This is a genomic window from Wolbachia endosymbiont (group A) of Icerya purchasi (genome assembly GCF_947251635.1).
In the GTDB taxonomy this organism is placed as follows: Bacteria; Pseudomonadota; Alphaproteobacteria; order Rickettsiales; family Anaplasmataceae; genus Wolbachia; species Wolbachia pipientis.
In genome coordinates this window covers 631,008-656,440 of the sequence record NZ_OX366357.1, presented here as the reverse complement: position 1 = coordinate 656,440, position 25,433 = coordinate 631,008, and the positions used below count along the sequence as shown (strand labels likewise).

27 protein-coding genes and 1 tRNA gene are annotated in these 25,433 nt (G+C 34.7%); 9 read left to right on the top strand and 19 right to left on the bottom strand.

Features of this window, described 5'->3' with window-relative positions; all coding sequences use genetic code 11:
- Positions 1–4: 4 nt before the first annotated feature.
- The 3 genes from htpG to ispH form a co-directional block, all read right to left on the bottom strand.
- Entirely contained in the window at positions 5–1,909 is a 1,905-nt protein-coding gene (gene htpG, locus OPR17_RS03530) for a molecular chaperone HtpG (protein ID WP_265022159.1), read from the bottom strand.
- Between the two features lie 607 nt (positions 1,910–2,516).
- Positions 2,517–2,771 carry a hypothetical protein gene (locus tag OPR17_RS07550; protein ID WP_218914978.1) on the bottom strand — a complete coding sequence of 85 codons (255 nt, stop codon included), beginning with the start codon at positions 2,769–2,771 and terminating at the stop codon, positions 2,517–2,519.
- Between the two features lie 637 nt (positions 2,772–3,408).
- Entirely contained in the window at positions 3,409–4,338 is a 930-nt protein-coding gene (gene ispH, locus OPR17_RS03520) for a 4-hydroxy-3-methylbut-2-enyl diphosphate reductase (protein WP_265022158.1), read from the bottom strand.
- Between the two features lie 20 nt (positions 4,339–4,358).
- Between ispH and OPR17_RS03515 the strand changes: the two genes are divergently transcribed.
- Positions 4,359–6,194, top strand: coding sequence for a peptidoglycan D,D-transpeptidase FtsI family protein (locus OPR17_RS03515; RefSeq protein WP_265022106.1), 1,836 nt, complete (start codon positions 4,359–4,361; stop codon positions 6,192–6,194).
- 2 nt (positions 6,195–6,196) lie between these two features.
- On the opposite strand, the gene OPR17_RS03510 is transcribed toward OPR17_RS03515, so the two are convergent.
- Positions 6,197–6,505, bottom strand: a complete 309-nt coding sequence (locus OPR17_RS03510; RefSeq protein ID WP_039963709.1) for a hypothetical protein — start codon at positions 6,503–6,505, stop codon at positions 6,197–6,199.
- Positions 6,506–6,680: 175 nt separating this feature from the next.
- Positions 6,681–7,388: an isoprenoid biosynthesis glyoxalase ElbB gene (gene elbB, locus OPR17_RS03505; RefSeq protein ID WP_265022105.1), complete on the bottom strand. Its 708-nt coding sequence runs from the start codon at positions 7,386–7,388 to the stop codon at positions 6,681–6,683.
- 150 nt (positions 7,389–7,538) lie between these two features.
- Between elbB and OPR17_RS03500 the strand changes: the two genes are divergently transcribed.
- The 4 genes from OPR17_RS03500 (at position 7,539) to tatC (ending at position 11,769) form a co-directional block, all read left to right on the top strand.
- A complete protein-coding gene (locus OPR17_RS03500; protein ID WP_265022104.1) occupies positions 7,539–8,459 on the top strand; it encodes a hypothetical protein in 921 nt (306 codons plus the stop codon).
- Complete coding sequence (locus OPR17_RS03495) at positions 8,422–9,324, top strand: IS982 family transposase (protein ID WP_265022103.1); 903 nt, start codon at positions 8,422–8,424, stop codon at positions 9,322–9,324. Before OPR17_RS03500 ends, OPR17_RS03495 begins: the two co-directional genes overlap by 38 nt.
- A gap of 589 nt (positions 9,325–9,913) precedes the next feature.
- Positions 9,914–11,011, top strand: coding sequence for a type I glyceraldehyde-3-phosphate dehydrogenase (locus OPR17_RS03490; protein ID WP_265022157.1), 1,098 nt, complete (start codon positions 9,914–9,916; stop codon positions 11,009–11,011).
- Entirely contained in the window at positions 11,008–11,769 is a 762-nt protein-coding gene (gene tatC / locus OPR17_RS03485; protein WP_265022102.1) for a twin-arginine translocase subunit TatC, read from the top strand. Before OPR17_RS03490 ends, tatC begins: the two co-directional genes overlap by 4 nt.
- A 53-nt stretch (positions 11,770–11,822) precedes the next feature.
- On the opposite strand, the gene OPR17_RS03480 is transcribed toward tatC, so the two are convergent.
- Positions 11,823–12,278 (bottom strand): arginine repressor, encoded by a 456-nt coding sequence (locus OPR17_RS03480; protein ID WP_265022101.1) that lies wholly within the window; start codon positions 12,276–12,278, stop codon positions 11,823–11,825.
- Positions 12,279–12,403: 125 nt separating this feature from the next.
- Between OPR17_RS03480 and OPR17_RS03475 the strand changes: the two genes are divergently transcribed.
- The 3 genes from OPR17_RS03475 to OPR17_RS03465 are packed head-to-tail and all read left to right on the top strand — an operon-like array spanning position 12,404 to position 14,410.
- Positions 12,404–13,138, top strand: coding sequence for a substrate-binding periplasmic protein (locus OPR17_RS03475; protein ID WP_265022100.1), 735 nt, complete (start codon positions 12,404–12,406; stop codon positions 13,136–13,138).
- Positions 13,138–13,785, top strand: a complete 648-nt coding sequence (locus OPR17_RS03470) for an amino acid ABC transporter permease (protein ID WP_265022099.1) — start codon at positions 13,138–13,140, stop codon at positions 13,783–13,785. Before OPR17_RS03475 ends, OPR17_RS03470 begins: the two co-directional genes overlap by 1 nt.
- The gene (locus OPR17_RS03465; protein WP_265022098.1) at positions 13,769–14,410 is read left to right on the top strand and encodes an amino acid ABC transporter ATP-binding protein; all 642 of its coding nucleotides are present in this window, start codon (positions 13,769–13,771) and stop codon (positions 14,408–14,410) included. Before OPR17_RS03470 ends, OPR17_RS03465 begins: the two co-directional genes overlap by 17 nt.
- Positions 14,411–14,622: 212 nt before the next feature.
- Here the strand turns inward: OPR17_RS03465 and OPR17_RS03460 are convergent, their stop codons facing one another.
- A complete protein-coding gene (locus OPR17_RS03460) occupies positions 14,623–15,522 on the bottom strand; it encodes an IS982 family transposase (RefSeq protein WP_265022097.1) in 900 nt (299 codons plus the stop codon).
- A gap of 258 nt (positions 15,523–15,780) precedes the next feature.
- Between OPR17_RS03460 and ruvX the strand changes: the two genes are divergently transcribed.
- Positions 15,781–16,248: a Holliday junction resolvase RuvX gene (gene ruvX, locus OPR17_RS03455; protein WP_010082183.1), complete on the top strand. Its 468-nt coding sequence runs from the start codon at positions 15,781–15,783 to the stop codon at positions 16,246–16,248.
- Between the two features lie 44 nt (positions 16,249–16,292).
- On the opposite strand, the gene ruvC is transcribed toward ruvX, so the two are convergent.
- The 12 genes from ruvC to OPR17_RS03395 form a co-directional block, all read right to left on the bottom strand.
- Positions 16,293–16,781, bottom strand: coding sequence for a crossover junction endodeoxyribonuclease RuvC (gene ruvC / locus OPR17_RS03450; RefSeq protein WP_265022096.1), 489 nt, complete (start codon positions 16,779–16,781; stop codon positions 16,293–16,295).
- Positions 16,782–17,609, bottom strand: coding sequence for a cytochrome c oxidase subunit 3 (locus OPR17_RS03445; RefSeq protein WP_265022095.1), 828 nt, complete (start codon positions 17,607–17,609; stop codon positions 16,782–16,784).
- Positions 17,610–17,656: 47 nt separating this feature from the next.
- Positions 17,657–18,316, bottom strand: a complete 660-nt coding sequence (locus OPR17_RS03440; protein ID WP_265022094.1) for a thiaminase II/PqqC family protein — start codon at positions 18,314–18,316, stop codon at positions 17,657–17,659.
- A gap of 40 nt (positions 18,317–18,356) precedes the next feature.
- Positions 18,357–19,031 (bottom strand): thiaminase II/PqqC family protein, encoded by a 675-nt coding sequence (locus OPR17_RS03435; RefSeq protein ID WP_265022093.1) that lies wholly within the window; start codon positions 19,029–19,031, stop codon positions 18,357–18,359.
- Between the two features lie 129 nt (positions 19,032–19,160).
- On the bottom strand, positions 19,161–20,333 hold the full coding sequence (metK, locus tag OPR17_RS03430) for a methionine adenosyltransferase (protein ID WP_265022092.1): 1,173 nt from the start codon (positions 20,331–20,333) through the stop codon (positions 19,161–19,163).
- Positions 20,334–20,390: 57 nt separating this feature from the next.
- A tRNA-Ile gene (locus OPR17_RS03425) sits at positions 20,391–20,467 on the bottom strand.
- A gap of 9 nt (positions 20,468–20,476) precedes the next feature.
- On the bottom strand, positions 20,477–20,746 hold the full coding sequence (rpmA, locus tag OPR17_RS03420) for a 50S ribosomal protein L27 (RefSeq protein ID WP_038249057.1): 270 nt from the start codon (positions 20,744–20,746) through the stop codon (positions 20,477–20,479).
- 10 nt (positions 20,747–20,756) lie between these two features.
- Complete coding sequence (rplU, locus tag OPR17_RS03415; protein ID WP_006279565.1) at positions 20,757–21,059, bottom strand: 50S ribosomal protein L21; 303 nt, start codon at positions 21,057–21,059, stop codon at positions 20,757–20,759.
- An 897-nt stretch (positions 21,060–21,956) separates the two neighbouring features.
- On the bottom strand, positions 21,957–23,249 hold the full coding sequence (gene glmU / locus OPR17_RS03410; protein ID WP_265022091.1) for a bifunctional UDP-N-acetylglucosamine diphosphorylase/glucosamine-1-phosphate N-acetyltransferase GlmU: 1,293 nt from the start codon (positions 23,247–23,249) through the stop codon (positions 21,957–21,959).
- Positions 23,250–24,293, bottom strand: coding sequence for a phenylalanine--tRNA ligase subunit alpha (pheS, locus tag OPR17_RS03405; RefSeq protein WP_265022090.1), 1,044 nt, complete (start codon positions 24,291–24,293; stop codon positions 23,250–23,252).
- Positions 24,294–24,406: 113 nt separating this feature from the next.
- Positions 24,407–25,315, bottom strand: a complete 909-nt coding sequence (locus tag OPR17_RS03400) for an IS982 family transposase (RefSeq protein WP_265022089.1) — start codon at positions 25,313–25,315, stop codon at positions 24,407–24,409.
- Positions 25,278–25,421 carry a hypothetical protein gene (locus tag OPR17_RS03395; protein WP_265022088.1) on the bottom strand — a complete coding sequence of 48 codons (144 nt, stop codon included), beginning with the start codon at positions 25,419–25,421 and terminating at the stop codon, positions 25,278–25,280. The genes OPR17_RS03400 and OPR17_RS03395 overlap by 38 nt, the downstream gene beginning before the upstream one ends.
- Between the last annotated feature and the right edge of the window lie 12 nt (positions 25,422–25,433).

Sequence of the window (25,433 nt, the reverse complement as noted above, 5' to 3'; positions counted from 1 at the left end):
AGCATTAAACAGAAATCTTGCCAAGCAAATTATTCAGTCTCTTAGCAAACAGGCTTGCATTGTCCATCTCTTCACCTTCCACTATACAGGCTTGGTAAAATAATAAATGAATCATGTCTTCCAATGTTGGGTTTTCACCATTTTCAGCGTGAGATTTCATTATATTTTTTATTACAGGATGTTTGGTGTTGATTTCCAGCACCTTTGGCGTGCAGTAGTTTAGCTGCTTTTGTTCACGCAAAAAACGTTCCATGCGAAGATCCATAGCACCTTCATCAACCGCTAGGCATACGGGACTATCAGTCAATTTTTTGGAGATTTTTACGCTTTTTACTGAATCTCCAAGCACTGTGGTAAAATATTGCAATATAAGATCCGTATTTTCCTCAGTTTTTTCTCCATTCGATTTATTTTCTTCATCTGTCTTATCTTCTTCTGAAGAGAATTTTTCCAAATCAACATCTGCGCGGGTCACAGACTTAAATTTTTGATCTTTATATTCATGAATCACGCTAGTCCAGAAATCATCAACTGGATCAACAAATAGGAGCACTTCTAGTCCTTTACTGACGAATCCCTCAAGTTGTGGACTATTTTTCACTGAATCCAAGCTATTTCCGGTGAGATAATAGATATGCTCCTGCTCAGACTTCATTCTGCTTATATAGTCACCAATGCTGACTAATTTCTCATCACCAGTGCTCTGAAATCTGCAAATTGAGAGCAGCGCCTCTCTCTCATCAGTTGGCATAGCTTCACAAAGACCCTCTTTTAATACTGCACCAAAATTGGTCCAGAATTTTGTGTACTCCTCTAAATTCTCTTTTGCCTTTTTACCGAGCTCTGATATCGCGCGTTTAGTGAGGGATTTCCTGATTTGCTCAACAACACGATTATTCTGCAGCGTTTCTCTGCTGATATTAAGAGGCAAGTCCGGTGAATCAACAATACCTTTCAAGAAACGTAAATACTGCGGTATGATCTGTACATTATCTTCAGTGATAAATACTTTATTTACATATAACTTAACAGAGCAACGTCTATCTGGATGGAATAAATCAAAAGGTTTTATAGAAGGAACATAAAGCAAATTTGTATATTCTATTGCACCTTCATTTTTATTATGCAATATCATCCAGGGCTCCCCGCCAACGTGGGCAACACTGCGGAAAAAATCGTTGTGCTCCTCTTGAGTAACGTCATTTTTTGGCTTAGTCCAAATTGCAGCCTTACTGTTTAACTTTTCACTTTTTCCTTCTTCGTCTATAAATTCAACAGGAAAATTTATGTGATCAGAGTAAGTAGTGACAATATTTTCAACACGAAATTTATCTAAAAACTCGTTTTCTTCAGGATGCATAATGAGCGTAATTTTGGTTCCGCGAGGGACTTGATTATCTGACTTGCTGATTGAATATTCCCCATCTCCTTTGGATTGCCAGATCCAAGACTCCTCTTCTCCAGCTTTTCTTGATTCTACTATTACTTCTGATGCAACCATAAAGCTTGAGTAAAAACCAACACCAAACTTCCCAATCAGCTCCACAGTTTGGCTTGAATCCTTGCTATTCTTAATCGCATCCAAGAACTTTTGCGTACCAGAGCTTGCAATTGTACCAAGATTGTCTATTAAATCCTGTCTATTCATTCCAATGCCATTATCAGTGATATATAGCTCGTTCTTATCTTTATTGGAGCTGATAGTGATTTTTAATTCGTCACTCAAATCTAGCAAATCAGGGTTTAGTTGAGATTCATAGCGCAACTTATTACATGCATCTGATGCATTTGATATTAATTCACGCAGAAAAATGTCTTTATTGGTGTAAAGTGAATGAATCACTATATTCAGTACTTTCCCTACCTCAGCGTCAAATTTTAAATTTTCAGTTTCTTGTACATTATGCATTTTGAGCTCCATTATTTGCCTACTACCCTAATAATTTAAGTATTGAATCACGATCTTTCAAGGTCACGTACACCAAAATTAATGTGGGTGTAGTTATTATGACACCCAATTTATGGGATTTCTTGCATAACAAACTTTTGGCAGCGCATTGGATGAAACGAAAAACTTACTTGACACCCTTCGCCAGCCCCCTTATCATGAAACTGAAGCTATTTATTTATCTTCGCAATCTCTGCAGTGGATTAATGACAAAAAAACTTAATGTATTTGGCGTAAATCATGCTTAATTTTTTGCACTATGTGCACCTCATGTCTTTATCAAATTTCTAGCTACACAAGCTGAAATACGCTATTTAAAACATCAAAAAACGCCAACTTAAAAAATGGATAGTGAATAATTAGCTACCCTAGGGTTTCTTTGCCTTTTTTTCTGTTTAGTAAATTTCTTAACGTTTATAATTTAGATTAGTTGCGGCTTAAAAGCGGCTGAGTCACGGTTATTAAGCGTTTAGAATAAAAAAACGCCATACTTGAAAATATAATGTAAGTAACTAGCCAACCATCGGGCTTTTTTTGCCTTTTTTTCGTTTGGTAAATTTTTTAATACTTAGATTAGTTGCAATTTAAGAGACCAGAAATGGTCAGTGCTTGGCACTGGAATAACGTCCTCCTTTGTTATCCCAGTGCCCAGACACTGGGATCCAGGAAACTTAATTGCAAGTAATGCATTGGATTTGGTGAGTATGGGTTTTATGTTATAGAATGAAACACTTTTGGTGAATTTGTAAAGAAAACTGGATCCCAGTGTTTGGGCACTGGGATGACACCATTCTTTTTCCTGGATTCCAGACTGGAATGACACCATTTGTTGTGTTTAACAAAGTTCATACTTAGCTTTATGTTAGCCACAAACATTAAGAAATTTACCAAACGAAAAAAAAGGCAAAAGAAGCCCCGTGGTTATTATCCGCTTTAAAATATTGGCGTTTTTTATGTTTTAAACGCTTGACAAGCGAAATTCAGCTGCTTTTAATTGCAACTAACTTACGCTGCAAATGTTTAAGAAATTTACTAAGCAAAAAAAAGACAAAGAATCCCCGAGTTAGCTAGTCTTTTACTATCTCTGTCGAGTATTGGCATTTTTTGATGTCTTGTAACGCTTTATAAGCGCGTTCAGCTTATTTAGATAAAAATCTAGATGTAGGTGAAGTTTTGTAAAGACATACAGTATCTATATACTGCAAAAAATTGAACATAAGACGCCGATACATTAAGTAATCCTTACCTTTTAATCTGCAGATTGGCGAAAGCAAATACAATAGCTTCAGTTTCATGATAAGGGGGCTGGCGAAGGGTGTCAAGTAAGTTTTTTCGTTTCTATTCCCAATAAAAGTTTGTTATATGGTTATGCAAGAAGTCTAATGAATCGCGGTATGACGTCTTAGCTATAGATGCTGGTTTGTGTGATTTCAAGAGAAGTTTAGTAGATAAGTTGTGTTTTAAACCAGATTCGGTATTTTAAACTGAACATTTTCAGTAATACCACCTGGCATAACTGAAATTTTTACACTCAGGTTTACTTTTAGGTAGTCTATTAATTCATCAACTAATATGTCAGGAGCGGAAGCACCTGCGGTGATTCCTATCTTTTCTACGCCCTGAAACCAGCTTTTATTCACACAGCTGTAATTATCAATCAAGTAGGCTCTTTTTCCTCTAGCAGTGCACAGATCTAATAAGCGGTTTGAATTTGAGCTATTTTTACTTCCTACAACTAACACCATGTCTACAATTTCAGCTAGCTTTTTAACAGCATTTTGTCTATTTTGCGTTGCATAGCATATGTCCTTTAAATCTGGACCTGTTATGCTTGGAAACCTTAATTTTAGGGCAGCAATAATGTCACGGGTATCGTCGATGCTTAACGTAGTTTGTGTAACATAAGACAAATTATCTGGATCTTTAACCTTTAAATCATATACATCCTGCAAAGTTTGCACTAAAGTGATAGGATTGTTTACTCTTCCCCTAATTCCCTTAACTTCTGGATGGTTTTCATGCCCAATGAGAATTAATTCTTTACCACTGTTTTCATACCTTTTTGCTTCTTTATGCACTTTGCTGACTAAAGGACATGTTGCATCAATCACTTGAATACCCTTTCTTTTTGCCTCATCTTCTATATTTTTTGATACTCCGTGCGCGCTGAAGATCAGTATTCCTTCATTATCTTCAATTTCCTCGATAATGCTTACAAAAACCACTCCTTGTTTCTTAAAGTCCTCTACTATATATTTATTGTGAACAATTTCGTGTAGCACATAAACTTGGCGCTCGTTTTTGTATTTTTCTAAAGTAATAGCTAATATGTCCACAGCTCTTTTTACCCCGGCACAAAAACCTCGTGGTTCAGCTAAGATGATTTCCATTTTTGTCAAATCAAGTAAATATGCAAGCATTACTTAAAAATAAGCTCCGCTCACTGTATTTTATAGTACCACTATTTATATTTTATATAATAATTATTTTTCGCATATTCTCTTTCACATTTGATCAACTTACTACTTCAGAAAATGTTAGAAAAGATAATATAGTACATAAACAACCCGATATTTTAGATAGAAATGGAGTGGTAATAGCAACAAATGTGCCCACAACATCACTATATATAGATGCAACCAAAGTAAAGAATCCGGAAAGTATAGCAGCACAACTGTGTTCTACTTTGCATGACCTCGAATACAAGAACTTATATAGAGTACTTACTTCAGAAAAGAAATTTGCTTGGATAAAGCGACACTTGACTCCAAAAGAATTACTAGCGATCAAAAACGCTGGTGTACCAGGAGTAAATTTTTATGACGACATAAAGCGTATATATCCTCACAGTAATTTATTTTCACACGTGCTTGGTTACACTGACATAGATGGCAACGGTATTGCAGGAGTTGAAGCATATATAAGTAAAAACAAACAACATTCTGTTATCCAAGTACCTGATATACAGTTGTATGAATGTTGCAACTTGAAAGCAATTCCTGCACAGCAATTCCCCACACAACAGATCCAGTGCGTGACACTGGGATCCAGATATAAAAATACTGACAAATTATGTGATGAACAACGGATTCCAGAAACATATGTCAAAAACAATGTTTGTGATGAAATTGCGCATAAAACTGGATTCCAGTGTCAGTGCACTGGAATGACACCAGACCAAGCTTCTGCACAATCTTCTGTCATCCGACAGGGATGGTCACGCTCTGCTGCTCAATATGTTCAACTATCCTTAGATACACGAGTGCAAAGCATAGTGCATGAAGAGCTAACTAAAGCTGTAAGCAGATATCAGGCACTTGGCGGAGTAGGAATTGTTTTAAATGTGAGAAATAGTGAAGTCATCTCGATGGTCAGCCTACCTGATTTTAATCCCAACTTACAGAATAAGGCAGAAGACGTACAAAAGTTTAATCGCGCCAGTCTTGGGGTATATGAGATGGGGTCGGTATTAAAATACTTTACAATAGCCGCAGCGCTTGATGCGAACGCTACAAAAACTAGCGATTTATATGACGTATCAACACCAATCACCATTGGAAAGTATAAAATTCAGGATTTTCATAAATCTAAAATTCCAAAAATTACTGTGCAAGATATATTTGTAAAATCATCCAACATTGGTGCAGCAAAAATTGCAGTCAAACTAGGTATTGAAAAACAGGTAGAATACTTTAAAGCTATGAAGCTATTTTCTCCTTTGAAAATAGAAATACCAGAAAAATCCACACCGATAATCCCGGATAAATGGAGTGAAAACACTTTAATAACAGCATCTTATGGTTATGGCATAGCTGTAACTCCTATACATCTTGCACAAACTGCAGCAGCATTAATCAACAATGGGATATTTCATAACGCAACCTTGATGTTGAATAAAAGAAGTATAGGAGAGCAAATTATCTCAAGAAGAACTTCCAGGGAAATGAGAAAATTATTACGTGCAGCAGTAACAGATGGCACTGGCAGAAAAGCAAAAATAAAGGCATATTCAATAGGAGGAAAAACTGGATCGGCGGAAAAAGTTGTAGATGGTAAATATAGCAAAGATGCAAACATAGCATCATTTATAGGAGTGCTAACTATGCTTGACCCAAGGTACATAGTGCTAATTGCTATTGATGAGCCTCAAGGGATGCACCATACCGGGGGAGTAATTGCTGCGCCTATAGTAAGAAACATTATAAATAGAGTAGCACCTATACTAAATGTTACACCTGAGATGTAAAATTATGATTGCTTTACTATAATTTCAAATTTATCATTACCAAAATCCTTATTAATATACCAAGAACCATCATCTTTAGTTACAAATTCAAGACCTTTAAGGTCTTTTTTTATTGTCTTTCCATTTTGACCATCAATAGCGATATTAATATCGAATGTAATAATGTCTAGATTTATCATAGCTTCTTTCCCGCTGCACGAATTTAGACTGAACTTGCCTAACATGACATCATTAAAACTCACTTCCCCTGTATAGACATCACACTGACCGTCCACACAACACGTAGTTTCAATATAGAAAAGATCTGACATACAAAATACCTTAAAAAAAAGAACTAAACATATATGGCCACTACACCACACCGCTAACAAGTAGTAAAGCGTCGATAAACCTAAGTTACTTTAGCTACGTAGCCATAATACAGCTAGAAATGTAAAATTCAACAGTTAATTGTGTGATTAATAGAGAAGTCTTATTTAGTACACCTTATAGGAATGGCTGTTTAGTTTTTTTGTTAATCTTTTTTACCATGCTGTCAATCATATGCTTTATCCCTTGATATACAGAGTATGTACTTTCGTCGCTACGCATATAAGCAGAACAGGAAAATACATTATGTTCTTCGTCTTCTATTGATAACTCTGTATCGCATTTTATGTGCTCGCCGCCAAGCCTTTCTATCAACTGTTCTCTGTCATCTCCTATAGTTACCTTAACCTTACTTTCTTCTTTACCTATCTTGCTACTTAAAATTGAAACAATGATGGCTGGAGATATGCATATCGCTCCTATTGGCTTTTTTGTAACAAAAAATTCTGAAACTAATCTTTCAAATTCAGGCATTACTGTCACCATGTCTTTACTTTCAGCTAAGTCAGACAAATTTTTTGCAACCTCGTATCCACCAGGTACAACTAGCATGTCAAAATTTTCAGCTTTGGCTTCTTTTAAGTCATATATTTCGCCTCTTGCGATTCTTGCTGCTTCCACAAGTACATTCCTTTTTTCTTTTGTTGCCTCTTTTGTTTTATGATTCATAATTTGTGTGATATTGATATCAGGTGCAAAGCATTTAACATCCACTTCCTGCTGATCAAGCACAAGCAAACTTAAAACCGCTTCTCTTACCTCTGCACCGTCAAGGTGACCACACCCTGATAAAACCACAGCAGCTTTTAATTTTTTTTCACCCATAAAGTACCTTAATTTCATGTAATCTAGGTATTTTAATACAAATTCTATATTTGGAAAGAGGTTATTATATTAATTATTTTATACTTATTATAATATAATTAATAATTAGTATGTATAATTAGGCATATTTATAATTGATAGGAATTGAATATGGTAGAAGGTAGTGCAGTAGATACTGGCAACAGTGAGTATCTTACCCAAGGTGTACTTAAAATTATTCAGGAAAGTGAAGACTTACAAGAAAAAATAAAAAGTTTTCTGGATAAAAATAAAGATCTAAAAGATCTAGATTTAACTAAAGAGGGAAGCGTAATTTTTTTATTAAGTAGTAGGAAAAGCGAAGAATTTTTGGCAGCTATGTCAAAAGAATTATCTAAAATAGAAAAATTCAAAAAACTAGCTGAGCAAGTTGGTAAAAATCGAGTAATGGAGAACAAGCTGGAAGCTTTAGGTAATCGATTGTTAATACAAGGAGTTATAAGTGGAGCAGCATTTACAACATTGACAGGTGCACTAGCAGGTACATTGGCAATAGGAGGAGCAGCATTAGTAGGATTTGTGGCACTAGTTGCTATAGCTGCTATTGGTTATGCTATATATCAGCATCGAAGTGAGATAAAAGAAAACGTAGATAAGGGTGCCAGTAAAGCAACCCAGGGTACAGTTGAATTTGTAAAAGCAGTGAAAAGTTTTGTGAAAAATATAATCGATAAATTACCTACAATTCAAGCAAGAGAGAATAATTTTGAAAAATTGAAGAACGATTTGATGAAACAGCATTATAAAAATGCTAATCAAGAAGAAAAAACAACGCTTGATAATAAACTAAAAATAGTGGAAATGCTTCAAAATGAAGAGCAACGATCGGCTATAAAGGAATTAGTAAAAGATGGAACCATTCAAAATTTTTTAGAAGATGACATGAGCAGACTTATGAATAAAGGTCTTAACGCGAATTCTGGATTAAAGGAGAATAGAAAAGGCAGAAAACAGGGTAAACTCAGCAGTTATAAAAAAATAGATGAGGTTACCCATGGAAGATATAACAAAACTGTTTTGTTTGGTCGATGATTTTTGCAGAGATATAGAGAAAAATTTTGCAGGCAAACTACTGCCAAATGGTAAAAAACCCACAAGAACAACGGAAATTGAGCACTCTGAAATCATGACAATAATCCTGCTATATCAACAATCTCCGTGTAAAAATTTCAAAACTTTCTATCTACATTACCTAACGTTGCTCTACAAATCAGAGTTTCCAAAGTTGCCTTCATATACCAGGTTTGTTGCTCTAAAGCCTAGGGTTTTGTGGCATTTAGCAATGTTGTTGCATTGGCTTTGTGGACAGTCAGAAAACACTGGAATTTCATATATAGACACAACTCCCATTGCAGTTTGTCATGCAAAAAGAATATCCAAAAACAAAGTTTTTGCTGGAATTGCAAAATTAAGCAAGAGTACTTACGGCTGGTTTTTTGGTTTCAAATTACATATGGTAATCAATGAAAATGGTGAAATTCATGCACTTACGCTAACAAAAGGCAATGTTGATGATAGGATACCTGTGCCAAATTTGACGGAAAAATTAACCGGCCTTTTGTTTGGTGACAAAGGTTATATTGCAAAAGAGCTTTTTCAGAAGCTGTTTGACCGAGGTTTGAAACTTGTTACCAAGGTGAAAAAAGGTATGAAAAATACATTAATTTCGCTAAATGAGAAGATTTTACTGAGAAAAAGGTCTATCATTGAGACTGTTTTTGGTTACCTAAAAAATAGACTAGAAATTGAACACACTCGCCATAGATCCCCTGTTGATTTCTTGGTTCATATCTTTTCTACTCTCATCTCCTATTCCATCAAATCCAAAAAGCCTTCTATTTCCTATACTTCCTTCCTTAATCCAGAATTCGCGTTTATAGTAGAAACGCTTTTGTAATTGCAACATTCGTGCAATCTTTAGCTATAAATATTAAGAAATTTACCAAATAAAAAAAAAGGCAAAAGAAGCCCCATGGTGGTTGGCTATTTACTATGTACTAAAATATCGGCGTTTTTTTATTCTAAAACGCTTGATTAAGAGCGATTTAGTTGCTTTTAACTTGCAACTAACCTACACCGCAAGTGTTTAAGAAATTTACTAAGCAGGAAAAAAGGCAAAGAAACCCCGTAGTAGCTAGCATTCAAATTCTCCCTTGTCAATTTGACGTTTTTTGCTGTCTTAAACGCTTTGTAAGCGCGTTTCGGCTTGTATAGGTAAAAACCTAAAATTTTTAAAGACATGCGATGCACGTAGTGCGAAAAATTAAACATGAGACGCCAAATACCCTAAGTTTTTTGTCATTAACCTGCACAGATTGCAAAGATAAATAAATAGCTTCAATTTTATGATAAGGGGGCTGGCGGAGTTTGTCAAGCAAGTTTTTAGCCCTGTCTCCTTGCTATAATGTTCATATCGATAGAAAAGCAAAAGAATAGAATGAAATATCAAGTGATATCCTCTATAATTAAATTTTTTGAATGAAGAGATGACGATTCGCGTAGGAATTAATGGCCTGGGTAGAATAGGCAGAGGCGTATTGCGTGCTATTTTCGAAATAGAAGAATATAGCAAACAAATAGAAGTTGTAGCTGTCAATGGATCGCTCGGTGCTGAGCAGCATGCACATTTGATTAAATATGATTCTGTTCATGGCAAATTCAGTGGTGATATTGATTTTAATGAGTCTCAAAATTGGATTTCTATAAATGGCAAAAAGTTTTCTTTATATAGAGAACGGAGCCCTGAAAATATTCCTTGGAATGTTGATGTAATACTTGAATGTACTGGTGCATTCAACAAACGTGAAGAAGCAATAAGGCACAATGCAGAGAAAGTAATTGTCTCTGCTCCAGTTCCGGATGCTGATGTCACTATAGTTTATGGTGTGAATAACGATATGCTCAAAAAAGAGCATAAAGTGATATCAGCAGGTTCTTGCACTACAAATTGCCTTGCTCCGATTGTGAAAGTCCTACATTCTAGTTTAGGCATAAAAAGCGGTTTTATGACTACTATACATGCCTACACGAATGATCAAAATGTTCTTGATGGTAATCATAAAGATTTGCGTAGAGCAAGGGCTTGCGGATTATCTATGGTGCCAACTACAACCGGGGCAGCAAAAACAATTGGTTCTGTCATCCCTGAATTAAAAGGAAAGCTAGATGGCACTGCCGTCAGAGTTCCAGTTAGCAATGTTTCTATGGTTGATTTTAAATTTACGACTGATAAGAAAGCGACCGTTAAAGAAATCAATGAAATGTTTAAGGATGCAGCTCTCTCCTCTACGTCATTCCAGCGCGTGACGCTGGAATCTAATTTCTGGATCCCAGTGTCAGCTACTCGGATGACATCAGAGGGTACTAGGATGACAGAGGGTTATCCAATGTCAAATGTACTTTCTATATGCGCGGAACCTTTAGTCTCAATAGATTTTGTGCATAACCCTTATAGTGCAATTGTGGATTTAACTGGTACATATGTTACAGGTGATATATGCAGGGTTGCAGCGTGGTATGACAATGAGTGGGCTTTTTCGCTGAGAATGTTAGACATAGCATTATTTAGCTATAGTAAAGTATGAATGAAAACTCGAACAAATATGCCTCTTTTTATGAGCACTTTGCGGAACTCAGAAAAAGAGTTATCTTTTGCTTTCTATTTTTTTGCGTTGCTTTTGGTTTTTGTTATTACTTTAAGGAAAATATATACCGTTTTTTACTTGCACCTCTAATAGAAGCAACAAAAGGTAGCGAAGGTTTTTCTTTAATTTACACAGACTTAACAGAGGCATTTTTTGTGTATCTTAGAGTTGCAATAATAAGTGCACTTTTGCTCTCCTTTCCTGTGTTTGCATGGCAATCCTATATGTTCTTAGCACCTGGGTTATATAAAAGTGAAAGGGCAGTGTTGTTGCCATACTTAATTGCAACACCGGTTTTATTTGTAATGGGAGCTACTGTAGTCTATTACTATATATTTCCTTTAGCCTGGAAGTTTTTTATCAACTTCGAACACAGTGGTAAATCCTTCGATATACCGATAGAGTTTATGCCATCAGTTAGCGAATATTTAGACCTCGTTCTCCAATTTATGTTTGCATTTGGCACTGCATTTCAAATTCCAGTAATACTCACATTGATGGTGAGAGTAGGGTTACTCACTACACAAAATTTGTCAAATAAACGCAGAATCGCGATAGTGGTAATTTTTATTATCGCTGCAATCTTAACTCCACCTGATGTATTAAGCCAAGTAGGGCTTGCAATACCAATGCTGATTCTATATGAATTGTCCATTCTGATATGTAGGTATATTGAAAAAAAGAAGACAAAGATTTAAACAAAGGAATCCCTCTTATCTCCTTTATATCACATTTTTAACTTACAACATTCTTATTCAGGACTTAAATATGGAAATGTTTTATAAATTGATTGTAATACTTTGTTAAGTTCAGCCTTACTTTTGATGATCAATAATACTGTATCATCACCTGCTATAGTTCCTATAATTCCTATGTTTTTGCTATTATTTAATGAATAAATAACATACTTCTGATCTAGAAAGTAAGCTAGGCTGCTAGCTTGTCCTGGTTGAGTGTGTAGTACTATTAAACCAAAATCTGAAATTTGCATATTAAGTATTAATGGTAATCGATATTGGTTGATGTCAATTACTTTATACATACCAGCAACTTTGGCAATTTTAAGTTCTTTCAATTTTCTTGATAAAGTAGCCTGAGAAATGTTATACCCTCTTTTTTTGAGTAAGGTCTGTAAATCGCTCTGTTCTAAAATTTCATGATTTTGAATAATATTTAAAATATGTTCACCTAGTGTGTTGTCATGCATTATGCATTTTCCTCATATTGAATATGTAATAAGTATATTTGAAATTATATTCATTATTTCTTGACTATTCAATTTTTAATGTCTATATTCATAAGATGAATAAAATATGAATATAAATTAGTAATATGAAAAAATACATTTTAAATGCTATTATAGCGATAAGTATTCTATTAACAGGATGCAAGGAAGATAAACACGATAATATCATTAGATTTGCAATTTCTGCAGATTATCCACCTTTTGAATATTATGAAAATGGTAAATTTACTGGCTTTGACATTGAGCTTGCTCAATTAGTAGCAAAAGAGTTAGGTAAAGAAGCGATATTTAAAGATATGCAGTTTAGTACTATATTTGCAGTATTGCAAAGTAATTCTGTAGATGCTGCTATATCTACTATTGGTAGCACAGAAGAGCGTGAAAAAAATTTTGATTTTTCAAATAGTTATTATACAGGGGAATTTGGTATTCTATATCACAAAAATAAACCTGTAGCCGGTATAAACAATTTAACTCACGAGAAGATAGCCGTTCAACTAGGAACTGTCATGGAAATTTGGCTAAAAGAGCATGTTCCTACAACAGCTCAAATTATTGCTATGGACAATAATAATCAAGCTGTAGAAACATTAAAGTCTGGTCATGTTGATGGCATCCTAATTGATGAATTCCAAGGTAAAGTATTTAGCAAAAAAAATACTGGTCTATCATGGTCAGCCATCGCTAAGTCAGATAATGGTTATTCTATTGCTGTGAATAAAGGATCTGATTTAAAGGATAAAATAAACGAGGCGTTAAAAAGTTTAGAAAGTAAAGGTGTAATACAAAAGATAACAGAAAAATGGCTAGGAGATAACTGATGCAAGAATTAATTTCTAATTTCTTGTTTGTTGGAACAGGCCTTGCCTTTACTTTAAAATTATTGATAGGAGGACTGCTTTTAGGTGTGAGTCTAGGGGGATTATTGTCAGTACTCAGATATAATAAGATCTGTATTCCATTAATTAATGGAATTATATCTGTAATACGTGGCACCCCCCTTATATTACAGTTAAGTGTTGTTTATTTTATGACCCCAACCATTGCAGGAATTAAATTAAACATATTTAGTGCTGGCATTATAGCATTTGGTCTAAATAGCTGTGCTTATATTGCTGAGATTTTACGAGCTGGTATTGAAACTATATCAAAAAACCAGTTTGAAGCAGCTAAAACTTTACAAATACCTAGTTTCTATATGTGGAGAGATATTATATTACCACAAGTTATTAAAAATATTCTTCCTGCAATGATAAATGAGATCATTGCACTCCTTAAAGAAACGGCATTAATCTCTACTATTGGTGGTGTTGATATTATGCGCTCTGCGCAAATGCTTGCAGCAGAACAATTTACTTATTTTATACCACTTTGTCTTGCTGGGGCTTATTATTACGCTCTTGTAGTACTAATTGAATATATAGGCAAAAAGATTGAACAGAAAGGTATATATGATAAAAATGCATAATGTTTGTAAGTTATTTAATAATGTTCCAGTACTTAATAATATTAACCTGATTATAGAACAATCTATAGTTGGTCTTGCTGGTCCTTCTGGTAGTGGTAAATCAACATTGTTACGTTGTATACAAAAACTCGAAGTTTTAGATTCTGGTAGCATTGAATGCGATGATAGTACTGGATTTGTATTTCAGGATTTTCAACTTTTCCCACATATGACTGTCTGGGAAAATCTTACATACGCTCCCAAGCTTAAAAATAAAACCCAGAATCAAAGTGATTCACTACTTGAGTCTTTGGGTATTGCCTCTAAAAAAAATGATTACCCTAGCAATCTATCCGGTGGGCAAAAACAGCGGGTTGCGCTTGCCAGAAGCTTAATGATGAATCCAAGGATTCTATTATGCGATGAGCCAACGTCTGGTTTAGATGTAGCAACAATAGTCGACGTTGTGGAACTACTACAATCAGTTAGAGATATGGGTATTACTATGATTATCGCTTCTCACAATTTGGATTTTTTAACAAAAATATCAGATCGGATTATTCTGTTAAAAAACGGAAAAATAATTGTAGATATCAATCCTAAAGAAATTGATGAACCAACAAACTATTTAAAAAATAATTATTAAAAGAGAATCACTCATATCATACTGAGAGCTATAACAGATCTTAGCATCGAAAATTACATAATATACATTATGGAATGTAAATTACATAATATAGCAAACTATAGCTAACCCAAGAAAGGTTTTCCTACGTCATACCGCCGCGATATCTCAGCATAGATTCCGCTAACAAGTAGCGGAATGACGAATTTTTGTTTTTCAAACTGTCGGTAAATCTAAGTCAGTTTAGCTATATACGCAAATTCTGGATTAAGGAAGGAAGTATAGGAAATAGAAGGCTTTTTGGATTTGATGGAATAGGAGATGAGAGTAGAAAAGATATGAACCAAGAAATCAACAGGGGATCTATGGCGAGTGTGTTCAATTTCTAGTCTATTTTTTAGGTAACCAAAAACAGTCTCAATGATAGACCTTTTTCTCAGTAAAATCTTCTCATTTAGCGAAATTAATGTATTTTTCATACCTTTTTTCACCTTGGTAACAAGTTTCAAACCTCGGTCAAACAGCTTCTGAAAAAGCTCTTTTGCAATATAACCTTTGTCACCAAACAAAAGGCCGGTTAATTTTTCCGTCAAATTTGGCACAGGTATCCTATCATCAACATTGCCTTTTGTTAGCGTAAGTGCATGAATTTCACCATTTTCATTGATTACCATATGTAATTTGAAACCAAAAAACCAGCCGTAAGTACTCTTGCTTAATTTTGCAATTCCAGCAAAAACTTTGTTTTTGGATATTCTTTTTGCATGACAAACTGCAATGGGAGTTGTGTCTATATATGAAATTCCAGTGTTTTCTGACTGTCCACAAAGCCAATGCAACAACATTGCTAAATGCCACAAAACCCTAGGCTTTAGAGCAACAAACCTGGTATATGAAGGCAACTTTGGAAACTCTGATTTGTAGAGCAACGTTAGGTAATGTAGATAGAAAGTTTTGAAATTTTTACACGGAGATTGTTGATATAGCAGGATTATTGTCATGATTTCAGAGTGCTCAATTTCCGTTGTTCTTGTGGGTTTTTTACCATTTGGCAGTAGTTTGCCTGCAAAATTTTTCTCTATATCTCTGCAAAAATCATCGACCAAACAAAACAGTTTTGTTATGTCTTCCATGGGTAACCTCATCTATTTTTTTATAATTGCTGAGTTTACCCTGTTTTCTGCCTTTTCTATTCTCCTTTAATCCAGAATTCGCGTTATAAGGTGAACCAGTGTCAGCTACTCGGATGATACCTTTTTTCTACTTAGTTTGGGTTATGCAAGAAGTCTATTGCATTCCTGAGCAATTTGATTCATTATTCTTTTTGTAAAAAATTTTCTTAACTTTCTCTCCACTTTTTTGGTAAGGTCACTTTAAAGGAAGTCTAATAGATGCTACATAGAAATCCAGATGAGTTTCTAAAGTCTATTCCAAAAGATAAGCGCATAATGTGCCTTGACATGGGAGAAAAGCAAATAGGCATAGCATTTAGCGATAAAACACAGCTCATAGCCACAGCTCATAGCATATATCACAGAAAAAATATGAGCAAAGATTTAGGTTATCTGCATAGAATATTCAAAGAAAATGAATCTGGATCAATGGTAATAGGACTACCATTAAAAATGGACGAGCAAGAAACTAAATGGTGTAAAACTATAATCCAATTCGCAAATAAAATAATAAAAAAATATAAAGTAAATATATACTTACAAGACGAAAGCTTCTCAACATCTATCGCAACTCATACACTAAAAATTACTGGAATATCAATCACAAAATCGAAAAAAATAGATGATAAAATCTCCGCATGTATTATTTTGCAACGAACGTTAGACAAGATAAATACAATCAAATAGTTTTTCCAGATCTGGAAATCTTCAAACTGAATCCCATATAAAAGTTACTCAACAAAACAAGAACCTTTCGTATAAGCATGACAAATTGCTACAGCAAGAGCGTCAGCAGCATGGTGGCATTTTATACTCAAATTTTTAACTATTTGCTTCACCATAAATATAATCTGATCCTTATCAGCATGGCCATTTCCGGTAATGCTTTTTTTTACATAGTTTGCATCATATTCATTCATAGTTAGCTTTGTTATTTTTAACGCTAAAATTACAACCCCTCTTGCATATCCTAAAGTTAGTGAAGATTTAGGATTTTTATTAACAAAAATTTTCTCCACCGCAGCTTCATTCGGAGAGTATAGGGAAATTACTTTCTTTAATTGTTCAAAAATTATATGTAGGCGTTCACCTGCACCCAATTTACCATCAGTTGATATGGTACCGCCGCCCAAAAATTCAATATTATTTTTTTCGTTCAGGCTGATAATGGCCCACCCAGTCTTGCTTATTCCTGGATCTAGACCTATTATTTTAACCACTTAATAAACGCTTAACCAATAGACAAACAAAAATAAAAATATCCAGACTACATCTACAAAGTGCCAATACCAGGAGGCAAACTCAAAGCACAAATGGTCCTGAAGTGTAAATTGGCCTTTCCTTGCTCTAAATAAACACACTGATAAAAATATTATTCCTATTATAACGTGTGCGCAGTGAAAACCGGTAATCATATAAAAATTGGATGTATAAATAAGCTTTTCTCCTGTTTCTTGTAGAGAAAAACTCGCTTCATGATACTCTATTGCTTGCACTATTATAAAAAAAACTCCAAGCAATATAGTTATGGACAGCATTTTAATCATGCTCTTTTTATCATTTTTAAGTAAAGAGTGATTTGCCCAAGTAATTGTTGTACCAGAAAGCAATAATATTAACGTATTCATGAACGGTAGTGACCACGGATCAGGTGGCAAAATTCCCTCAGGGGGCCATTCAACTTTTTTTGCAGGAGAAAACGCCTCAAATAAAAAAACTGGATCAAGCCAGGCTTTAAAGAATGAACAAAAGAACACTATAAAAAATACGACCTCCGAGAGAATAAATAAGTACATTGCAAATTTGAGTCCATGTTTTACAATGGCAGTGTGACATTTGTCATAAATGGCCTCACTTATTACATCTCTCCACCAATAAAACAGCACCCCTGATACTGCAAAGATTCCCAAAACTAAACAAAACACTCCGAAAATTTGTTTATGAAGCGCGCCAACTAATCCAAGTGCAAGAATAAGAATTGCTGCTGATATAGCAATTGGCCAAGGGCTTGGATCCACTAAATGAAAATCATGTTCTTTACTTTTCATAGCATTTTAAAAAATACTTATTAAGGATACAAATTAGCTTAAAATTGTCAATATTTCCTAAAATCTTGATTGAACTGTGAAAAATTATATGCACCGTTCAAAAAATCTAACATGAATTGGGCGCTTATTCTAAATAACTTAAGCATCATGCTCTTTTCATTTTCTCTTGCTTTGCTGCAATATCCATCAACAATATTTTCCAAAATAATGCATCCAGACTCTATAAAACTACCGCTATAAAAATCAAACCAATCCTTATATCTATTATTTTTCTTGAATCTATTTTTCATACTATCAACGATAATCTTGTATATAAACATATAAGAATACAAAACTGTTATGGCTTCATAAGTGTTGCTATATGAGGTAGACAAAAGAAAATTAGTGAAATTTAAGCACTCAAGAGATTTCTCTCCACAATTTATAGCATATATAGCAAAGTAGTGGTTATGCAAAATTCTTTCAATAGCAATTGCCCCTCGAGCCACCCTAATAAGTGAAACAACATTGTTACAGTCTTCTACCCTGGATGCAGTAATTAAGACGGTACGAATATAATCACTCAAGAGTAATGTACCTTGTTGAATATAGAATCTGAAACTTTCTATACTTAGAGTGTTACTCGCCAATTCAACATTAAAAGGATGCTCAATTATATCCTTTAAAAGATTTGATCCATAACAACTCTTAATTATACCACTGAACACTACAATACTGCCAACGTAAACAACTTGTGCTAATGCGTTTTTATTGAGGTATATTAGAGTAATATGCCTCATCCAAAAACATTATCTCTAGCTCTAGTCCTTTTCTACAAAGCTCATATATCTTTTCCTTTTCACAGTCACTAGCTTTTTTGTATAGCTCACTTGTAATATCACTAACCTCTTCAACCACCGCGTCCATTCCTTTGCTATTACAGATATCAATCCACTTTTTGTATTTGTTATTTTTAATCCCCTTAGTTGTTATCTCATTTACCATATGGCATATAACAATTTGGTATACATTAAAGAGAGAATAAGACAACACTAAGGTCTCAGTAACAGAATTGTGATACGCAGTACTCATGAAAAGGTCAACACAGGCAGAACAAGCTCTTGACTTTTTATGATTATCAGATAGATCACAATCCTCGAAATATTTTTTATATTGTTCTCGAAAATCAAATGCTCCTTTTGTTATATCAATTAACCCTCTCATTGTCTCAACATCATTAACTTTAGCTGCAACAACTAAATGAGCACGAGCGCAATCTACAGAACCTAGAAAATCCTGCTGAAGGTAAAATTTAAATCTTTTATAATCTAAAGTACCATTCATCAATTCAACATAAAAAGGATGTTCTTTCATCTTATCAATAAGATCGGAAAACTCTTTTACAATTACGTTGTACAGTTCTCCTTCTATTTCGTTATACACTTTATGAGCCTCACAATAAAAACTGAATATAAAAAAAAATTATCACTAATATGGTATAATTATTATGAAAAAGCAATTATACTTTAACAATAAGCTAGTATATAAATATGGGGCTGTAAATCAAAAATTTTAGCAATCTAAAGAAATTTTACTATTACCTTCTATATTGAATTCTCTACAAAGATCAGCAGACAAGTTCATGTTTTCCCAAGAAAATCCACCATCATTTTCTGACTTTTTACCAAAATGTCCATAACAGGCTGTACGTTTATATATAGGATGATTAAGCGATAAATGCTTGATTATGCCTTTTGTTGATAAATCTATATTATTCTCAATAAACTTTTTAATTACTCTTTCCTCTATCGTATTCGTACCAAATGTATCAATATAGAATGAAGTAGGTTTTGATATACCAATTGCATAAGAAAGCTGCACCAGACAACGTTCAGCCAACCCTGCAAAGACAATATTTTTAGCAAGGTATCTTGCCATATAAGCTGCAGATCTATCAACTTTGGTTGCATCTTTTCCGGAAAATGCTCCTCCACCGTGTGGAATATAACCTCCATAAGTATCAACCATAATTTTTCGTCCGGTTAATCCACAATCACCAACTGGCCCACCAATAACAAATCTACCAGTTGGATTGACTAAGAGATTTTCCTCAGGACACATCCATCCTTCAGGTAAAGATGAAACTATGTAAGGGTAAATTATTTCTTTTACTTTTGATTGATCCAAATCCTCAGGGTGCTGTATTGAGACAATAATACTTTCAGCACGTACCGGGAGGTTATTCTCATATGCCAAAGTGATTTGTGACTTTGCATCTGGACCAAGTTTTGCTTCTTTAACTGCGCTCATGATATTTTTCAGAATCGAGTGTGCATAAAAAATGGGTGCCGGCATAAGGTTTTCTGTCTCTGTTGTTGCATAGCCATACATTATGCCCTGATCCCCAGCACCTTGATCCAACCCTATTGCAATGTCATTTGATTGCTCATGCAGCAATATATTTACCTTCACTTTTTTCCAGTGGAAACCATCATGCTCATAACCAATATCTTTTATTGTATTCCGTACAATACTTTTAATCTTGCTATTCTTAATGTTAGGCCCAAACACTTCCCCAGCTATAATAACGTTATCTTTGGTGACTAAAGTCTCTATTGCAGCTCGCGCAAAAGGATCAGTAAAAAGGTATTTATCAAGTATTGCATCTGAAATTTGATCTGCTACTTTATCTGGATGACCAGCCGCAACTGATTCACTAGTTACTAAATTTTTATACAAACTCATGTTTTTGCTTATACAATATCAAAACCGCTATAGAAAACACAGTTAGTAACTACTAAATGGTGGGTCTGGGAAGAGTTGAACCTCCGACCTCACGCTTATCAGGCGTGCGCTCTAACCACCTGAGCTACAGACCCATGATTTATTCAAGCTGAAGCTTTCATATTATCTGTAGGCACGATATCAATAAAAGTCTTTTTATTTGCTGACCTTCTAAAACTGACCCAGCCTTCTACTTTGGCAAAAATCGTATGATCTTTACCTATACCAACATTCTTCCCAGGATGGAATTTTGTGCCTCTTTGGCGCACAATTATGTTACCAGGAATAACCTTCCCATTCTTCTTTATTCCTAACCTACGACCCGCTGAATCTCTACCATTACAGGAACTACCACCTGATTTTTTAGTTGCCATATCTTACCTCTTACTTTTGAAGACTAATTTCATTTATACGAAGAACAGTTATATACTGCCTATGACCAGTTTTCCTACGGTAATTTTTTCTTCTTTTCTTCTTAAAGATTATAATTTTTTCCCCCCTGCACTGCTCCAACACTTCAGCTTTAACAGTAGCATTAGATGAATAAGATAAGCCATTATTTGAAATACAAATCACCTTATTGATTTCCACCTCTTTTTTTTCTTCAGCTTCTAACTTCTCTACCTTTATTATACTACCTTCTTTTACTAAATATTGCTTTCCACCAGTCTCAATTACTGCAAACATGATAAATATAAATTATTGTTATTAACTTTAATCGTAAACGATGTCATATACGCTGTCAATATAAATAAAAAGCATGACTTAACGTTCTTTTTGAGCTATTTAAACACTTCTATCTTTCTTCACCCTTTATCTACTTTTTCTCAGACAGTAGACTTCTTGCATAACCTAAGCAGAAAAAAGGCAAATAGTTATTATAGCTCTAAGTTTAACGACGATAAGAACTGTCATTCAAGTAGCCCCTCCCTGCCATCCAAGTAGCCTTCTCTTCCTGTCATCTAAGTAGCCTCCTTCTCCTGTCATCCCAGTGCCCAGACACTGGGATCCAGGTTGGATACTGAGTTGGTGAGTATAAAAGTGTTGTGTTATGGCTAACGCTAACTCTACGTCATACTGCGATTCATTCGCGGTATCTCATCCGTTAACACGTAGCGGGATACTTAACCTTCATACCGCGATTCATTCGCGGTATCTCTAGATCCCGCTCACAAGCAGCGGGATGACGGTTGTCGTTTAGCCATAAATATTTAAGAAATTTACCAAATAAAAAAAAGGCAAAAGAAACCCCGTGGTGCTGGTTTTGACCCTCTAATACTTTAAATTGGCGCTATAATAATGTGCTGACGCTTAGTTTAAGCGCGGTTTGGCTGAATGTAGAAAAAAATTTAAAAGACATGCAGCAGCTATAATTTTATGTAATCCGCCAAAAGATACCCTGAGTTTTTTACTGAATTTTGTCATTGAACCTGCGCAGATCAAAAACAAGTTTTGAGTCAAAAATACCCTTAATACTATAATAAGGGGGCTGGCGAAGTTTGTAAAGCAATTTTTTTTTGTTTCTATTGAATGACAGTTGTGGTCTGGGAGGTAATGCAAGAAGTCTAATATAATTACAGCGAATTACTTTATTCTCTTAATCACCTGCTTTTCCCTTGCTATTGCAAGGCTTTTTTCTGGTACATCCTCAACTATAACACTACCTGCTGCAATTACAGATTCATCATGAATATTAAGCGGCGCAATTAGTGAGCTATTGGCGCCAACAAAGCAATTGCTCCCTATATTCGTTTCATGTTTATTTTTCCCATCATAATTACAAACAATAGTGCCTGCTCCTATATTACTCTCCTGCCCTACTTTAGCATTTCCTATACAACTTAAGTGTTTTATTCTAGTGTTTTGACCAACTTCACTTGTTTTCACTTCCACAAAATTTCCTATTTTTGCCTTATTACCAATTGTTGTGTTTCCGCGTATTCTGGTAAATGGACCGACCTCAGCACCACCTTTAATTAAGCAGTTCTCCAAATGCGAAAATGACAGTATTCTTGCACTAGACTCTATTTGTACTCCAGGGCCGAAAAAAACATATGGGTAAATAACTGAGTCTCTGGCAATTTGCGTATCAAGAGAACAGAAAACAGTTTCCGGCGCAACAAGCGTTACTCCGGCGTCGGTAAAAATTTTTCTTTTATTTTCTTGAAAGTAAAATTCAGCTTTTATAAGGTCATTTCTGTTATTTATTCCCGTTGCTTCTTCTCCACCGGTAATAACGTAACCGACATTTAAATTACTCTTCACTGCAATGGAAACTATATCGGTCAAGTAATATTCATGAGTTGAGCTATTGCACTCTATTTTCTCCACCAATTCACGTAAATTCTTTGCACATGCAACCATTATTCCAGCATTTGCAAGAAACTCTTCATGATTATTTTTATCACTCTTTGCTTCTACGATTTCTCTTAAGGAACCATTCTCAATGATTAACCTACCATATTCTTTATTGCTTGCCCTAAAACCTAGGCAAACTAGAGTCTTGCCTTCTAAATAACTAACCATTTTAGTTATTGTGCTGCTTTTTATGAGCGGAGTATCTCCATACTGCACAACAACTATGTTCAAATCTGGCAATTCTTTCAGGTTTCTCATCGCAGTTTTGACTGCATCTCCCGTGCCGAGTGTTGATTCTTGTGTAATTAACTGTATATCCTCAAAGCACTTTAATCTTTCAATTAAAGGCTGATCAACTACAACAGCAATATTTTCAGGATTTAACTGTTTTGCATTGTAAATGACATGCTGAAGCATGGAAAAATTGCCTATTTCGTGCAGAACCTTAGGCAAATCTGAATTTATCCGCCTGCCATGCCCGGCAGCAAGTATGATAAAAGTATGAGCTTTATTTATCACTTATCTTAAAGATGAAAAATGAAAACCATAATGATCAAGCCAGCTGATTTTGTTGTCATAAAAGCTCCTCAAGTCGCTAATTTGATATTTTAGCATTGCAAGCCTTTCTATACCAATGCCAAACGCAAAACCGTTGTATTTAGTATAGTCTATTCCAACATTTTGAAATACATTTGGATGCGTCATACCGCATCCCAGTACTTCTATCCATTTACTACCTTTATAACTTATGTCCACTTCTGCAGAAGGCTCGGTAAAAGGGAAAAAACTATTACGAAAACGTATCTTCAGCCCTTTATCTCCAAAAAACTTATTAAGGAAGTGATGAATAGTAAATTTTAACTGGCCCATATTGACATTCTCATTGACATATAACCCCTCTATTTGATGGAACATAGGGGTGTGAGTTGCATCAAAGTCGTTTCTGTATACTCTACCTGCGGCTACTATTTTAATTGGGAATTTTTTTGTTTTTTCCATGGTTCTAATCTGTACAGATGAGGTATGAGTGCGCAGCACCATTCTTTTATCATCTATTTTATTCTTTAAGTAGAAGGTATCTTGCTCCTCTCGCGCAGGATGGTGACTTGGAGTATTCAGTGCATCAAATACATGAAATTCATCTTCAATGTCAGGGCCATCAACTGCTTTAAAACCCATATGTGCAAAAATAAGCTTTACTTCATTTAGAACCTTACTGAGTGGATGGACCTTGCCAATTTTTTCTGGCCTCGCAGGCAACGTAATATCAACTGCCTCGTTCTGCAATTTAAAGTTAATTTCTTCTGTTTTTAGCACATTTTCCCTATTCATGATAAGATGATCTATCTTATCATGTAAAGCGTTAATAACTGCGCCTAAATCACGCTTTTTCTCTGCATTTTCTATCTTTTTTAAGTTATCAAAATACGCTCTAACTACACCCTTTTTTCCCAAATATAATAGTCTAACTTTTTCTAAATCTTGCAAAAAAGAAGCATTCTCAATTTCGGAAACTGCTTTATCTTCAAGTGAAAGTATGTCATCTAATAACTCTTTATTCATCTTAAAAACGCTGGCTTAAACTTTCATTATAGTGAAATTTTAAATATCATCAACAATTCGAAAAATTGCCCTATTCTGATTATTAATTTATTGACTGATTAATCTTTTTTTATTTACCTTTGTGTTGATGAATTTGCTGTATACGCGAATTCTGGATTAAGGAAGGAAGTATAGGAAATAGAAGGCTTTTTGGATTTGATGGAATAGGAGATGAGAGTAGAAAAGATATGAACCAAGAAATCAACAGGGGATCTATGGCGAGTGTGTTCAATTTCTAGTCTATTTTTTAGGTAACCAAAAACAGTCTCAATGATAGACCTTTTTCTCAGTAAAATCTTCTCATTTAGCGAAATTAATGTATTTTTCATACCTTTTTTCACCTTGGTAACAAGTTTCAAACCTCGGTCAAACAGCTTCTGAAAAAGCTCTTTTGCAATATAACCTTTGTCACCAAACAAAAGGCCGGTTAATTTTTCCGTCAAATTTGGCACAGGTATCCTATCATCAACATTGCCTTTTGTTAGCGTAAGTGCATGAATTTCACCATTTTCATTGATTACCATATGTAATTTGAAACCAAAAAACCAGCCGTAAGTACTCTTGCTTAATTTTGCAATTCCAGCAAAAACTTTGTTTTTGGATATTCTTTTTGCATGACAAACTGCAATGGGAGTTGTGTCTATATATGAAATTCCAGTGTTTTCTGACTGTCCACAAAGCCAATGCAACAACATTGCTAAATGCCACAAAACCCTAGGCTTTAGAGCAACAAACCTGGTATATGAAGGCAACTTTGGAAACTCTGATTTGTAGAGCAACGTTAGGTAATGTAGATAGAAAGTTTTGAAATTTTTACACGGAGATTGTTGATATAGCAGGATTATTGTCATGATTTCAGAGTGCTCAATTTCCGTTGTTCTTGTGGGTTTTTTACCATTTGGCAGTAGTTTGCCTGCAAAATTTTTCTCTATATCTCTGCAAAAATCATCGACCAAACAAAACAGTTTTGTTATGTCTTCCATGGGTAACCTCATCTATTTTTTTATAATTGCTGAGTTTACCCTGTTTTCTGCCTTTTCTATTCTCCTTTAATCCAGAATTCGCGTTTATGGGGTGCCGGCCTGACAATCGTCATCCCGC

Coding starts and splice junctions, on each gene's coding strand:
- htpG (WP_265022159.1), bottom strand. CDS start 1,909: ATGCATAATGTACAAGAAACTGAAAATTTAAAATTTGACGCTGAGGTA.
- ispH (WP_265022158.1), bottom strand. CDS start 4,338: ATGGAAATCATCTTAGCTGAACCACGAGGTTTTTGTGCCGGGGTAAAA.
- OPR17_RS03515 (WP_265022106.1), top strand. CDS start 4,359: ATGCAAGCATTACTTAAAAATAAGCTCCGCTCACTGTATTTTATAGTA.
- OPR17_RS03510 (WP_039963709.1), bottom strand. CDS start 6,505: ATGTCAGATCTTTTCTATATTGAAACTACGTGTTGTGTGGACGGTCAG.
- elbB (WP_265022105.1), bottom strand. CDS start 7,388: ATGGGTGAAAAAAAATTAAAAGCTGCTGTGGTTTTATCAGGGTGTGGT.
- OPR17_RS03500 (WP_265022104.1), top strand. CDS start 7,539: ATGGTAGAAGGTAGTGCAGTAGATACTGGCAACAGTGAGTATCTTACC.
- OPR17_RS03495 (WP_265022103.1), top strand. CDS start 8,422: ATGGAAGATATAACAAAACTGTTTTGTTTGGTCGATGATTTTTGCAGA.
- OPR17_RS03490 (WP_265022157.1), top strand. CDS start 9,914: ATGACGATTCGCGTAGGAATTAATGGCCTGGGTAGAATAGGCAGAGGC.
- tatC (WP_265022102.1), top strand. CDS start 11,008: ATGAATGAAAACTCGAACAAATATGCCTCTTTTTATGAGCACTTTGCG.
- OPR17_RS03480 (WP_265022101.1), bottom strand. CDS start 12,278: ATGCATGACAACACACTAGGTGAACATATTTTAAATATTATTCAAAAT.
- OPR17_RS03475 (WP_265022100.1), top strand. CDS start 12,404: ATGAAAAAATACATTTTAAATGCTATTATAGCGATAAGTATTCTATTA.
- OPR17_RS03470 (WP_265022099.1), top strand. CDS start 13,138: ATGCAAGAATTAATTTCTAATTTCTTGTTTGTTGGAACAGGCCTTGCC.
- OPR17_RS03465 (WP_265022098.1), top strand. CDS start 13,769: ATGATAAAAATGCATAATGTTTGTAAGTTATTTAATAATGTTCCAGTA.
- OPR17_RS03460 (WP_265022097.1), bottom strand. CDS start 15,522: ATGGAAGACATAACAAAACTGTTTTGTTTGGTCGATGATTTTTGCAGA.
- ruvX (WP_010082183.1), top strand. CDS start 15,781: ATGCTACATAGAAATCCAGATGAGTTTCTAAAGTCTATTCCAAAAGAT.
- OPR17_RS03445 (WP_265022095.1), bottom strand. CDS start 17,609: ATGAAAAGTAAAGAACATGATTTTCATTTAGTGGATCCAAGCCCTTGG.
- metK (WP_265022092.1), bottom strand. CDS start 20,333: ATGAGTTTGTATAAAAATTTAGTAACTAGTGAATCAGTTGCGGCTGGT.
- rpmA (WP_038249057.1), bottom strand. CDS start 20,746: ATGGCAACTAAAAAATCAGGTGGTAGTTCCTGTAATGGTAGAGATTCA.
- rplU (WP_006279565.1), bottom strand. CDS start 21,059: ATGTTTGCAGTAATTGAGACTGGTGGAAAGCAATATTTAGTAAAAGAA.
- pheS (WP_265022090.1), bottom strand. CDS start 24,293: ATGAATAAAGAGTTATTAGATGACATACTTTCACTTGAAGATAAAGCA.
- OPR17_RS03400 (WP_265022089.1), bottom strand. CDS start 25,315: ATGGAAGACATAACAAAACTGTTTTGTTTGGTCGATGATTTTTGCAGA.